Here is a 13806-nt window from a genome sequence, read left to right on the forward strand (position 1 = left end):
TTTTCATTATCTCTCATCTTGTATCATTGATGTGGCACATCATTTACTTCCTGTGGGGTAGAACGATAGGTCTAATTTTTTTTCCTGAGCAAGTCTACTTTTAATTTGAGATTGAACTCCAAACTCAAAAATTAATGAATAAATTCTTTTTACTAATTCTGAAGGAAGTTGTAGATCTGTGGCCAAGTTAACTAAACGCTGAATAATTTCTTTTTCCCGGCTTGCATCCTTGACCCGATCCAGTCGTTTTTGAGAGCTTAATTTATTTACGAGCTGCATGCGAGCCGCTAATAGTTCGATGATACTTTGATCAATGTCATTAATACTTGTTCGCAGGGATTCGAGGTTACCCTCTCCACCCAAGAAGACTCTCTTGACTGATTCGGCGACCACACCAAGTTCTCGGGCTAATTGGACAAACTCTTCTGGGTATAGAGACTGAGGTCCATCGCTTACAGCCTCGATCGGATTAGGGTGCATCTCAATCAACAAACCATCCGCGCCAGCGGCAAGTGCAGCCTTCGATAAGGATGATATCAAGTCTCTTCTGCCCGCTGCGTGACTTGGATCAACAATAACTGGTAGATGAGAAAGTTCTTTGGCGACTACAACGGCACTTAAATCCAAGGTATTCCTGGTACTGGGTTCAAAGGTGCGAATTCCCCGTTCACAAAGGATAACATGAGGATTACCAGCAGCTAAAATATATTCGGCGGCCAACAACCATTCCTCGATGGTTGCAGACAAGCCCCTTTTCAGGATAATTGGCTTATTGATTTTGCCAGCTAATTTAAGAAGCTCGAAATTCTGCATATTTCGGGCACCTATTTGAATTATGTCGACCTTGTCAACCACTAAGTCAAGGCTTGGAGCATCTGTCACTTCAGTTACACACAGTAGGCCCTGTTCTTTAGCGGCTTGAACCAAATAATTGAGTCCCTCTTGCCCCAAACCTTGGAAACTATAGGGAGAGGTGCGCGGTTTAAAAACCCCACCACGCAGGATCTTTCCTCCTGCCCTTTTTACCGTCTCGGCAGCCTGGCTCATCTGGATACTCGATTCTACAGCACAAGGCCCACCTATTAGAATAATTTCTTTTCCGCCAATAGTTACCCCATTAACCTCAATGGTACTCCGCTCAGAATTCAGTCCTGCTAATCTCAAATCTTTCATAAAAACAGCCTCCCTCAAATTTAATTAATTTGCGGGTTTCTTCTCGCATGTTACTCATCAAAATTCCTCGCTAAGTGATTTAAAGCTTGATCATCGACCCTGTATACAGTCCACTCATCCATAGGGACCGCTCCTAATTGCTTGTAAAATTGAATAGAGGGTTTGTTCCAGTCTAGGCACCACCATTCTAATCTACCGCACTTCCGATCAACCGCCAATTTCGCTAGAAAGGAAAGCATAGTCTTCCCAATCCCCATTCCTCTCATTTCGGGTTTGACATATAAATCTTCTAAGTAAATGCCTGGCCTTCCTAAGAACGTAGAAAAATTGTGAAAGAATAAAGCAAAACCAATCGGAATACCTTTGTATTCGCCAATAATAACCTCAGCCATTTTCCGTTCAAACAGAGATTCTCTTAAAACTTCTTCTGTTGCTACAACTTCATTCAGCATTTTTTCATAGTCAGCCAATTCCTTGATGAACCCTAAAATCAGAATAACATCCTTTATCTCCGCGAATCTTAATTTTAAATCATTCAACTTAGTATCGATTGAACTAACGCATCCTTTTTCATCCATATCCAAATTCTTTCACCCTTTCTACGTAAAAACAAGCTGGGACCAAGTGCCTCCAGCCTTGCCTAATCTCATCTGATCATAAAGGTAATTTCTCATACCGATCCTCAGTCAAACACCAAGAACTATTATAACTTTTTAAAGTATCCCAAACCAGCATTATATTTGACACACCTACTATTAATATCATTTAATGATTGTTAGTAAATATTATTGAAGTTAGAGGAGGTTTAAATAATGAAGTTTCTCAATCTATTACTTTTGGCTATTCCCATCAGCATTCTTCTGCGATTGATGGACTACTCGCCCGTCTTACTTTTTGTTGCTGCTAGTTTAAGCATAATTCCCCTTTCCGGGTATATGGGTAAAGCCACAGAAGAAATAGCAATCTATGTTGGTCCTAGAGTTGGAGGCTTGCTTAATGCCACTTTTGGCAACGCGGCAGAACTCATCATCACCATTTTCGCCTTAAGAGCGGGTCTAGCAGAAGTAGTCAAAGCCTCTATAACAGGATCTATCATCGGTAATCTTCTCCTGGTATTAGGGCTTAGCATGCTTCTAGGTGGTTTTAAGTTTAAAACTCAGAAATTTAATAGGGCAGCAGCTGGTATGCACACTTCGATGCTACTGATGGCAGTTACCGGACTGATCATTCCTGCAGTCTTTATTAACACACACACCAATCCCGCTGCAGAGCCCTTAAGCCTAGGAGTAGCTACAGTGTTGATGCTGATTTACTTACTAAGTCTAATATTTTCTCTTCATACACATAAGGACGTTTTTCGTCCCAGCCTAGACCATTCAGAAACTCCAAAGTGGTCAAAGTTAAAAGCCTTGCTGATTTTACTTATTGCCACGTTTTTTGTGGTCATTGAAAGTGAATTTCTGGTTGGAGGAATTGAACCTGTCGTAAAAACTCTGGGCATTAGCGAACTTTTCATTGGAGTCATAGTGATCCCCATCATCGGCAATGCTGCCGAGCACTCCACCAGCGTAATGATGGCCTTAAAAAACAAAATGGAAATCAGTCTAGAAATCGCCATCGGTTCCAGTACTCAAATAGCGCTCTTCGTTGCCCCCCTGCTGGTATTTATAGGATATTTCATGGGCCGACCTCTTGATTTGCTCTTTACAGGATATGAACTCATCGTCATTATCATGGGTACCGTGATTACCGCAATGATTAGTATGGATGGGCGCTCCAACTGGCTTGAAGGTGCACAGCTTCTGGCAGCCTACGCTATCATGGCTTTAGCCTTCCTTTTCGTCTAATACACTTTCAATTTCAATCTGCAAAAAACAAGAATCATTTCCAGACAATAAAGAGGCGACCTGTTAAAGATTGTACAGGTCGCCTACATATAAGAGCACGTAATGATCTCCCTAACACCAATACAGATCACTTATTACGTAACTATGATCTTGCGACCATCAGCAAGCAAGTCATCACCTATATTGATGATTCGTTCAACCTTTCAAGATATCTACCCAGCCATATACAGCCTCACGGTTATACATGACCAGAAATTCTTACACATGCATATATCAAACGACATATGGTTGGTAAGAAACCTTCAACACCCTGAAAAATCTTAGCTCGATTCTTTACGGTAAGTTTGAACCCCAAAACAATCGTAAGACTGTATCAAAGCTTTTCCCCACCATAAAAAATCTTCCCTCTGACTAGATACAAGTGTTTTACCACCTGAACATAATCTTTAGCCCACCCATACACACCCATTAGAGCATATATAAATCTCGGCTCAACCAATTACGTACCCTTATGATCATATTATTAACCGTTTCGACCCGCAATATGCACCTTGCAAGACAAATTTAACTCAAAAGCATTCTGTCATTATCAAGCTCTTCTCCGCTTTTTTTCTCAAACTGCTCGATCAGTCGATCCACGGTCATATTGCTTCTCTCCTGACCTTGAAGATCCATGATGATTTTCCCTTCATGCATCATAATCGTCCTTGTCCCGAATTCCAACGAAGCTTTCATATTATGGGTGATCATTAATGTACAAAGTTTCTCCTCAGAGACAATTTTACGAGTCAAATCCAAGACCTTCCGTGCAATTGTCGGATCGAGGGCTGCTGTGTGTTCGTCAAGAAGCAAAAGCTTAGGTTTTACAATCGTCGCCATCAAAAGCGTAAGGGCTTGCCGCTGTCCACCAGAAAGGAGTCCTACCTTCTGCTTGATTCGATTCTCAAGACCCAGATCAAGGAGCTTTAGTCGCTCCTTGAAATGGATAGTATCCTTTTTCGTCACCCCTGGACTTAAACCCACCGATTTCCCCTTGGCAAAAGCGATGGCTAAGTTTTCTTCGATTGTCATATCATAGGCCGTTCCCCTCAATGGATCTTGAAACACCCTCCCGATATGTTTGGAGCGTTTAAACTCTGGATCGAATGTCATATCCACCGAATTTATGATAATCTTACCCTCATCTATTTCATATACCCCAGAGATACAGTTAAGCAGTGTGGATTTCCCGGCACCATTGCCTCCGATAATCGTCACAAATTCCCCTTCTTGCAGGGCTAGGTTGACTTCATCAAGAGCCACTTTTTCATTGTTGCTTCCTTGACCAAACGTCTTACGTAACGCTTCTACTCTAAGCATCAGGTTATTTGCTCCTTTCATGATGTGTCACCGTTAACTTCCGCTTCACAACAGAAAGGCGCTTCTTAATGATGGGCATAGCCATTGCCAAGGCAACAATAACCGCTGAAACAAGCTTTAAATCTGTCGGGGGCATTCCGATTTCAAGTGCAAAGGCGATAATCAATCGATAAAGAATGGACCCCAGAACGACCGCGATAAGCCTTCTAAGCAGAGTCTTTGTGCCAAAAACCACTTCCCCAATAATCACTGAGGCCAGCCCGATCACGACCATACCAATCCCCATACCAACATCCACGAACGATTGAGACTGAGCTATCAGCGCACCGGACAAGGCCACTAATCCATTAGAAAGAGCCAACCCCATGAGAATCACTGAATCCGTATTAACGCCTAGCGCTCTTACCATATGGTCATTGTCACCCGTTGCTCTTAAAACAAACCCAAGTCTCGTGTTTAGAAAGAGGAATAGCAATAGGAGCATTAATAATAACACTGCCAACGAGAAAATTAACTTGCTATAATCACCAAGGGCAGTTTTCTCTAAGACATTGAAAACTGTTGCCTTATTCATCAGGGGGATGTTGGCTCTGCCCCCCATCACCTTCAAGTTCAAAGAATAGAGAGCCAACATGGTCAGGATTCCTGCTAAAAGTGGCTGAATCTTTAATTTGGTATGGAGTAATGCCGTGATACACCCTGCTCCACATCCCGCCAAAAATGCGATTCCCAAGCTAAGAAACGGATGTCCGTTGCTACTCATGACAGCAGAAACCGCAGCTCCAAGGACAAAACTGCCGTCCACACTCAGGTCAGGCATATTGAGCGTTCTAAAGGATATAAAAACCCCTAGGGCCATGATTGCATAGATTATTCCTAGTTCAAAGGAACCCTGTAACACCATGAAGGTCATCACTTAAACCTCTTATTTCCTTAATTTCCAAAAACTTGAGTTGCAGATTTCAAGACATCGTCGGAGAAATTGATTCCGATTTCCTTCGCCGTGCTCTTATTAAGGTAAATATCCATATCTTTCATGGTTTTCACTGGAATATCCCCGGCTTTCTTACCGTTCAATATTTCCACGGCCATATCTCCCGTCTCTTTTCCTAAGACATCATAATTAATTCCGTAGGTGGCAAGCCCTCCATCTTTAACCATGGAATCCGCTCCAACATAAACAGGTAGTTTAGCTTTATTAGCCACTTGCGTCACGACTGGCATTGCTGAGGCTACCGTGTTATCAATGGGCGAGAAGATAGCATCGACTTTGCCTACCAGAGACGTGACTGACTGCTGGACGTCCGAGGAGTTTGTGACGGTCGCTTCAACTACCGACATATTGTTTTTCTTTGCATAGTCCTTTAAGTTATTGATTACGGATACAGAATTGGTTTCACTGGAGTTGTATATTGCACCGATTCTTTTGATATCTGGAGTAATACGTTTGGCAAGTCCCATAATTTTTTCTGCAGAGACAGCATCCGATGTACCCGTGACATTGGCACCTGGTTTTTCCATATTGGTCACCAAACCAGATCCCAAGGGATCAGTACACGCCGAGAAAAGAATGGGTATGTCTTTGGTTTCATTCACAACGGCCTGCGCCGAAGGGGTAGCAATTGCAACAATAAGATCATATTTATTACTTGCGAATTTTTGAGCAATCGTTTTCAGATTTGTTTGGTCACCTTGGGCATTCTGATAGTCGATCGTAATGTTTTCGCCGTCTTTAAATCCCTTAGCCTGTAATTCCTTGATTAGAGACTCTCTAATCGTGTTCAGCGAAGGATGTTCCACAATTTGAACAATCCCTATTTTCTTCTTCGCTACGGATGGTTTACTGGTGTCTGCTACCTTATTAGGTGCACAAGCCGTTAAGGAAAACACTAAGGTCAAGGTCATTAGAGCTGAGATGATTACCGCCAATCGTTTTTTCATAGAAGATACCTCCCCATTCTAATTAAAAAATTTGAGGGTTTCCTTCTCTGCACATTCCATTTATCCGCAATAATGAATGGAACGAAGGGTGGATACAAAAATAAAACGCCTATCCTTAAAAATAAGGACAGACGTTAATCTGCGGTACCACCTTAGTTGATGCATAAATGCATCCTCTCATGCAGAGTGCCAACACACCCTTAGCCCAATAACGCTGGCTTTGCGTTGATAGCTACTAAAGTCTAAGCTTTTTCGCTCCACCCTCAGAGGCCCATTTACCCGCTCCGTTACCTGCCGAGCTTCCACCTTACTCGACTCTCTTTGAGGCTGGTCTTGCGGTTTTACTTCCCCTTCAACGGTTTACATAATCATAGCACTCCATCCAACGAATTTCAAGACCAAATTTTGTGATTGCAAGCTTCTGCATTATCCGTACTACGTTCTCTATCTTTGATACCTAGTCAGTTTATGTATGCCAAGGCCGCTACCCTTTCCTTTTCTAAATGATTATTGGCGCGATGAAGTGTTTCCGTCAAAAATTTAGTCATTGATACCTCTACTTTATAGTAACTATGATAAAATTAAGAGAAAATTACATTTACGATAGGAGATGGAATTTTGCTAACCTTAGCTGAAAAAATCACAAGATTAATCAATCACCAAATTGTAACGTCACAGATGATTACCCAATATCGAAAGCCTCTTGTTGGATTTGCCTCCGCTCATGACCCATTATTTGCACAAATGAAGGAAATCATAGGCCCCCATCATTTGCATCCATCCGACCTCCTCCCTGATGCTCAAACGGTTATAGCCTTCTTCATCCCTTTCGCCAAATCAATCATAACTGCTAATCGAAAAAGTTCACAAATAGCTTCAGAATGGGCTGTGGCTTATATTGAAACGAACCAACTAATCGAAACAATTAGCATAGAACTAAAAAAAGAACTGGCTACTTATGGAATAAATGTAGCGACTCAAAAGGCAACTCATAATTTTAATGAACAGGATCTAACTGCCGTTTGGTCACATAAAAGCATGGCCTATGTTGCAGGGTTAGGTACCTTCGGAGTTAACCAATTGCTTATTACCGAATCTGGATGCGCCGGTCGTTTTTGCAGTGCCGTCATTTCGGCTGAAATTACACCAACTCCACGACCATCCCGTGAGAGCTGTCACTATAAAAGAGATTCCAATTGTCTTTTCTGTGTTAAGAACTGTCCTACTGGAGCCTTAACTATCCATGGGCTGGACAAGCAACGATGTTATTCTCAATTACTTGACGTGGATAAGCAATTTCCCGAATTAGGATTATGCGATGTTTGCGGCAAGTGCGCGATGGGACCCTGTGCTACACACATTTAATTTTTGCGATAACATCCCTAATTAATCTAGCTGTTATTCCCCATATTGTTACTTCTTCAACTCTATACACAAAAACATTGCTCGTAATATTTCCCCATGGTTCAGTATACCGTTCTGGTAATCCTAATTCTTTTGCAGGAAAAATGACAACTTCTTCCCCTGTCTGATTGATGTATGAAGGATGAACAATAATATTCACCTTATAAATCTCTGGTTCAGTGTCCTCAAAATATGACACAGGAATCGTAAAAACTCTCTCAACCTCATCAGGACTTATTTGCAAATCATCCAAGCTCTCTATATCTATTAGACCTAAAAATGCATCTACCGTGGCCCCCATGTTTGCAATCACAGTATCAAGCGTACCAATAATGCTTATCTTCTCTGCGGCAACCCCTAACTCTTCTGTGGTCTCTCTTATGGCTGTTTCTCGGAAATCAGTATCTTTATCAGGATCAAATTTCCCACCGGGAAAACAAATTTCTCCCGCTTGTCTTATCGTTGCTGCTCTTTTTTGAAAGACGAAATGATATTCTTCATTAACCAGAATTAGCAGCACTAGAACAGCCGCATTGAAATATTCTTCTTTTCCACTAACACCGGGCACGATTGGTAACTTCTCTCTTAAACCATTTATAACAGATTTATTCATAGTTTTACACCACGTTTCCTTTTCATATGATCATCTTTCTTTTCAAGCTTATTTACCATTACAATTACCGGAAACATTGATAATATTTCTTCATAACGGAGTATTAAGTTTACCTACACCCTTTCTAGAATTGCTACTCCTTGTACTTCTCCTATTCCACCATTACCGTGAACTAATCCATATTTCACATTTCCTTTATTCATTGTTTTGCACATTTCAATTAAACCGTTTAACGCAGGGTTATTCCAGGGGGCTCTCGCAAAGTTCATACCTCCTGTAATAGTAATTTCATAGCTTGATAAAAATTGCGGCAATTCCCTTATACTTCCAACCATCTTTGTTGTTAATAAGAACGCCAAAGGAATAGGAGGATAACATGTATATAGTTCTAAGAGTAAATTACTATTTCTAAATTCTTTTATAACATTAATTTTCGCTTGGTGTTGTGCCTCTAAAAATGCATTCCTTAGATGCGAAAATATCCCATCTTGATTACCAACTATTTCTCTGATATTTCCAGGTATTCCTTCGACCATATTGTATTTTACACCTGATACTTTTACTTTTTCATTCTTGATATTCAACGAATCAGCTGTTTTATCATTGACAATAATAATACCACCCGCAAAATCAATATTAGGATTGGCACAGTCAGTGATTCTGAATAAATCCCCATTTAGATCATCCAGCAATCTGCCTCTGACATAAGGAACCTCTTCGTTCAAATTTTTTGCATATGTTTTCAGATAGTTCCTGTAAAGACCATCCGTTAGTTGGAAAAAAAGTTCTTTAGAAATTCCCATCTCTTCGCACATCCTATGTGATATAAGATTGTAGCACTCCAAAATACTCCTACCGTTAAATATATCCATAGCTTGTTTTATGACATCTTTTCCATAGAAATGTTTATTTTTAAGCAACGGTTCGTAACCAAAAATGAAAACTGCATCATACAAATTATGATTAATAAGCTCTTTCGCATCAAAAAGTGCTTGCACAGGGCCTGCTCCACTTTTATAGGTATTTATCTTTTCCATAGATTGGCATCCCATTATTCCAAAATAGAAGTTATTAGCCGCTTCGAAATTTTCCAAGAGTGGATCGATAAAAAAAAAGGCTACTCTATTATGATTTGATGACAGTCTTTTGTTAATTCTAATTGCATCTTTGAAAACTTCTTTCAATATCTCACTCGTTATTTGACTTCCTTCTCTATCCGTTAATTTCTCGGAATAAATAATCGTTGCCACATTTCCTCCTGCCTTCCTGTTCCTTTTATCCACTTCGAAGATCCGATTTTGTAAGTATTGAATTCCACGCCCTGCTTTGATGGGGTTGTGGGGGCGCACTGGGTCTCTAAAAATACTAAATCTCTATGAGGAGACCTTGCGTTGGAGGCGGCGGAGATTCATAATATGCATAGTAAGGAATTGTATACATAGCTTCATCAACCTACTTAGGGTTAATTTGTGGAGGAAATAACTACTTTAGTGTAGAATCTAGTTGCATAACTAAACAGAAAACAAAAAACGCAATGATAATAGAGCAAGGGAGAAAGATTCATGAATGAGATTGCCCAAGACTTGAATCGCCAAATTCAACAAGAAAATCCCCATATTTATGACTTATTATCCGATCTCGGAAAGAATTTGTACTATCCAAAGGGGATCTTATCTCAAAGTTCGGAGGCTAAGCAGAAGGCTTATCGTTTTAACGCAACGATAGGAATTGCGACTGAAGAAGATCTCCCGATGTTCTTACCGGTAATCCAAGAAACATTATCCAATTACGATCCTAAGGACCTCTATCCCTATGCCCCCCCTGCAGGAAAGCCTGAGCTGAGAGAGCTTTGGCGAGAAAAGCTGTTAAAGGAAAGCCCTTCTTTAAAGAATAAATCCTTTAGTAATCCCATTGTTACCAATGCGTTAACCCATGGCTTAAGTATTGTTGCAGATTTATTTATAGATAAAAACGACCCTTTGGTCTTACCTGACAAGTTATGGGGTAATTACAACCTTATCTTTGGGGTTCGCAGAGGCGCAAAAAGTGTCACCTTCCCTTTCTATTCAGAGAAAGGAGGCTTTAATACGGTGGGCATGAAAGAGGCCTTACTTTCCAGAAAAGACCATGGAAAGGCAATCCTAGTTCTCAATTTCCCAAATAACCCCACAGGGTATACGCCCAATGAACAAGAAGCAACGGCAATCGTTAATGCCCTGCAAGAAGTCGCCCAACAGGGAATGAACTTAGTCGTCGTGACCGATGATGCCTATTTCGGTTTATTCTATGAGAACTCGATTAAAGAATCACTGTTTGCCAGGATCGCTAATAGTCATCCTAGAATCTTGGCCATCAAAGTAGATGGTGCTACAAAAGAGGACTATGTATGGGGCTTTCGAGTCGGCTTCATTACCTACGCTTGTGAACATTCAGCGATATTAAATGCCTTGGAAAAAAAGACTTTAGGTATTATTCGAGGAACAATTTCCAGTGCTTCTCACCCTGCACAAACGTTCGTATTGAATGCCCTTCGATCGACCGATTTTCAAATCCAGAAAAAAAAGAAATTTGAACTCTTAAAGAACCGTGCTACTAAAGTTAAACAGATACTCGATCATGGAGCCTATAGCGACGCCTGGGATTACTATCCATTTAATTCCGGATACTTCATGTGTCTTAGACTCAAGGGAGTGAAGGCAGAAGCCTTGCGCATGCACCTGCTTGAACAATATGGTGTGGGAGTTATTGCACTTGGGGAAAACGACGTGCGCGTAGCATACTCGTGTGTTGAGGAACAGAAATTAAACGATCTTTTTGATATCATTTATCAAGGATGTCAGGACTTATTGGACAAAACGATCAAATAGCAACTTTATTTATTGAGGTGAGCAAAGTTGTTTATTTGAACGGTTTGTTTCTCATTCCCTTATGCGATAATACTCTGTACATTGCCTTTTTCCGTTTCTTCGATTGCTTTCTTAACTTCTAAAGATAATTCCGCTTTTACCGAAGAATTATAGTTGTAAATGACTATAACACCTTCCCGATAGCCACTACTCCTACTTTTTCACTTAATCATTCATTTCCAGCACTGTTGCTACCTCCTTAAAAGTTAATATTATGCGACTATGTTTTTCCCTCCTACTTCGAACAATTCGCGGCAACTTTTACGGCCAAATAACAAAAATCTAAAAACCGCAGTTTAGAATCATCGACAAACGGAATCTTCATTTAAGCCCATAAAGGAGCATGCCGGTCTCATCTATTCGATTAACAAGTCCAATATGTACCAAATGCTCCAAATGAGAAAGTGCTTCGCCGGACGCAAACCACTTTTGAGGGTGAGGGAAATCATCCCACTTCTTATGACTTAAATCCCAGTGCATAGAAGCTGCCATTTCTATAGGGGTCTTTTTGCCATCTCTTAAAATACTCAGAATCTCTTTGAGCCGCTCATCATGATGACCCAGAAGTTCTGTAATTCTTTTTTGGTGATCTCTAATGATTTTTCTGTGCGCTGTAAATAAATAGTCGATTTCATACTCGTATACCTTGTTTAAGCTATCAAAATAAGTAGCTAAAATGTCCTGATCAAATCCCCAGAATGTTATATTCGGAGTTATTTGATCCAATATATGATCTCCGCAAAAAAACAGCCGATGGTTTCTTTCATACAAACCTAAATGCCCTGGCGTATGACCGGGGATATTCACAACTTCAAAGCAATAGTTTTCTAAGACTATTTCGTTCCCTTCAACCAAAGGAGTGAATTCAAGAGGCTCGGTCTGCCTAGCCCCGAACTCCTTGCCGAATTTCTGGGTATTCTCATCATTAAAGCCCAAGATTTGATTAACTGATTTATAGAAGCTATCTCTTTTGGACGTTTGATTTAACAGTTCTCCATCAACTTGACTGAAATAAATCGTTTGTACCCCCTGCTTCTTAAGAAATGGAGCTAGACCGGAGTGATCAACATGCATATGTGTAATCAGTAGATCGGTCTTATTAAGATCAATATTTAGTTCATTTAGACCCCTCATTAACTCAGCCTGACATTCCGCAGTGTTGAATCCTGTATCAATGATTAAATTCCTACTTTTTGATATGATGATATAACTATTGATAGCTCTTAAGGGATTCTTCGGCAAAGGGATTTCATTCTTAAAAATACCAGGATAAACTTCTACAATCATAGTAATTCCCCCATTTTAACAAACTGCTATATAAATTTGAATCACATAATATCTCAGAGTAAGTTCTAGTCCTGTGCATTGGAGCACAAAAATCTCATCACTTTCCTATACTCTGATATTTCTCTAATAACTGAATATATTCCTTCTCTCTTATTAACTAAAACTTCTGATATTTATACCCATAGAACGCTAATGTACTGGAAGTTATTGCCTTTCACAATGTCTATGTATTCCTAAATTCCGGTTTACGTTTCTCCGCAAATGCCCTACAGCCTTCTTTAAAATCATCCGAGGACCAGGTTAATATCTGATACAAAGCCTCCAGCTCAGTTTGTTGATAATAATCATTTTTCCAGGCCGCGCGCAATAGTTTCTTATCTAGACCCACTGCCATCAAGGGCTGCATAGCCAGCTTCTCTGCCCATCTTATCGCCTCCGGCAGACACTCTTTATGCGGTACTACCTTATTTAGTAATCCCAGTTTCTCCGCTTCTTCTGCGTCAAGGATTTTACCAAACCACAGTAGTTCTAACGCCTTATGATATCCGACCTTTTGAATTAAAAAATGCGATGTCCCACTATCCGGGCAAAAGGCCAATTGCATAAAGGTAAAGCCTATGCGAGCTTTTTCAGAGGCAATAATCAGATCGCAAGCCATACATGCAGCTACAGAAGCACCGGCTACCACTCCATTTAGCGCCGCTATCACTGGTTTTTTTACTTCATATATTGCCTTTACAAGCTCGCCAGCAGCATCATAGGTAGTTTTGGCACTAATAGGATCCTTTATTGAAGCTAACATAGAAATATCTCCCCCACTAGACCACCCCTTACCAGAACCGGTAATTACCACAACTTTAACCGCATCATTCTCAGAAGTTTCCTTACAAGCAGCCTGAACATCATTACAGAACTGATCATTGACAGAATTCATTGTATCAGGGCGATTAAACGTAAGTACAGCCACCCCAGTGTCCATAATGTCGAGTTTAAGAGTTTCCCAATTCATAATCTCCCGCCTTTCCCCTAGACTAACTTTTTCAACTTGCTCTTCTCTCCAAATTATATGAATGATTATTCATCCATATAATTTGGAATTCGCCACAACTTAATATATTCCTCTATTTTGATGTCAGAAAACCAATTCCGTTTATTTTCCAGAAACATATCCGGTTGAACAGCCCTATTAGATGTTTTTAGCTGGATTTTCAGAATCTAACACACAATATAACATTCAAAGTTTAATTTATTGTTAATATACAACTCCAAAACCAAC

The 13806-nt window shown here is 40.3% G+C and carries 12 protein-coding genes and 1 other annotated feature; of the genes, 3 read left to right on the plus strand and 9 right to left on the minus strand.

Going from position 1 to position 13806, the window contains the following annotated elements:
* Positions 1-39: 39 nt before the first annotated feature.
* Complete coding sequence (locus tag E4K68_RS05705) at positions 40-1173, minus strand: bifunctional 3-deoxy-7-phosphoheptulonate synthase/chorismate mutase (RefSeq protein ID WP_135377992.1); 1134 nt, start codon at positions 1171-1173, stop codon at positions 40-42.
* A gap of 50 nt (positions 1174-1223) precedes the next feature.
* Positions 1224-1751 (minus strand): GNAT family N-acetyltransferase, encoded by a 528-nt coding sequence (locus E4K68_RS05710; RefSeq protein WP_199241704.1) that lies wholly within the window; start codon positions 1749-1751, stop codon positions 1224-1226.
* Between the two features lie 234 nt (positions 1752-1985).
* Between E4K68_RS05710 and cax the strand changes: the two genes are divergently transcribed.
* The gene (gene cax, locus E4K68_RS05715; protein ID WP_135377993.1) at positions 1986-3020 is read left to right on the plus strand and encodes a calcium/proton exchanger; all 1035 of its coding nucleotides are present in this window, start codon (positions 1986-1988) and stop codon (positions 3018-3020) included.
* A gap of 564 nt (positions 3021-3584) precedes the next feature.
* Here the strand turns inward: cax and E4K68_RS05720 are convergent.
* Genes E4K68_RS05720 through E4K68_RS05730 form a run of 3 tightly spaced genes read right to left on the minus strand, consistent with a single transcriptional unit; the run spans position 3585 to position 6320 of the window.
* Positions 3585-4379 (minus strand): ATP-binding cassette domain-containing protein, encoded by a 795-nt coding sequence (locus E4K68_RS05720; RefSeq protein ID WP_135377994.1) that lies wholly within the window; start codon positions 4377-4379, stop codon positions 3585-3587.
* A 4-nt stretch (positions 4380-4383) separates the two neighbouring features.
* Positions 4384-5292 carry an ABC transporter permease gene (locus tag E4K68_RS05725; RefSeq protein WP_135377995.1) on the minus strand — a complete coding sequence of 303 codons (909 nt, stop codon included), beginning with the start codon at positions 5290-5292 and terminating at the stop codon, positions 4384-4386.
* 20 nt (positions 5293-5312) lie between these two features.
* Positions 5313-6320, minus strand: coding sequence for an ABC transporter substrate-binding protein (locus E4K68_RS05730; RefSeq protein WP_135377996.1), 1008 nt, complete (start codon positions 6318-6320; stop codon positions 5313-5315).
* Between the two features lie 120 nt (positions 6321-6440).
* Positions 6441-6685, minus strand: a binding site (T-box leader).
* A gap of 253 nt (positions 6686-6938) precedes the next feature.
* On the opposite strand from E4K68_RS05730, the gene E4K68_RS05735 reads away from it, so the two are divergent.
* Positions 6939-7685, plus strand: a complete 747-nt coding sequence (locus tag E4K68_RS05735) for an epoxyqueuosine reductase (RefSeq protein ID WP_243450272.1) — start codon at positions 6939-6941, stop codon at positions 7683-7685.
* Here the strand turns inward: E4K68_RS05735 and E4K68_RS05740 are convergent.
* On the minus strand, positions 7672-8337 hold the full coding sequence (locus tag E4K68_RS05740) for a CoA pyrophosphatase (RefSeq protein ID WP_135377997.1): 666 nt from the start codon (positions 8335-8337) through the stop codon (positions 7672-7674). The genes E4K68_RS05735 and E4K68_RS05740 overlap by 14 nt on opposite strands.
* A 113-nt stretch (positions 8338-8450) precedes the next feature.
* Positions 8451-9587, minus strand: coding sequence for a hypothetical protein (locus E4K68_RS05745; protein ID WP_135377998.1), 1137 nt, complete (start codon positions 9585-9587; stop codon positions 8451-8453).
* Positions 9588-9899: 312 nt separating this feature from the next.
* Between E4K68_RS05745 and E4K68_RS05750 the strand changes: the two genes are divergently transcribed.
* On the plus strand, positions 9900-11204 hold the full coding sequence (locus E4K68_RS05750; RefSeq protein ID WP_135377999.1) for an aminotransferase class I/II-fold pyridoxal phosphate-dependent enzyme: 1305 nt from the start codon (positions 9900-9902) through the stop codon (positions 11202-11204).
* A gap of 360 nt (positions 11205-11564) precedes the next feature.
* Here the strand turns inward: E4K68_RS05750 and E4K68_RS05755 are convergent, their stop codons facing one another.
* Together E4K68_RS05755 and E4K68_RS05760 are read right to left on the minus strand one after the other, a co-directional pair.
* The gene (locus E4K68_RS05755) at positions 11565-12530 is read right to left on the minus strand and encodes an MBL fold metallo-hydrolase (protein ID WP_135378000.1); all 966 of its coding nucleotides are present in this window, start codon (positions 12528-12530) and stop codon (positions 11565-11567) included.
* A 223-nt stretch (positions 12531-12753) separates the two neighbouring features.
* On the minus strand, positions 12754-13539 hold the full coding sequence (locus E4K68_RS05760) for an enoyl-CoA hydratase/isomerase family protein (protein ID WP_135378001.1): 786 nt from the start codon (positions 13537-13539) through the stop codon (positions 12754-12756).
* Positions 13540-13806: the final 267 nt, after the last annotated feature.

This window comes from Desulfosporosinus sp. Sb-LF, assembly GCF_004766055.1.
In the GTDB taxonomy this organism is placed as follows: Bacteria; Bacillota; Desulfitobacteriia; order Desulfitobacteriales; family Desulfitobacteriaceae; genus Desulfosporosinus.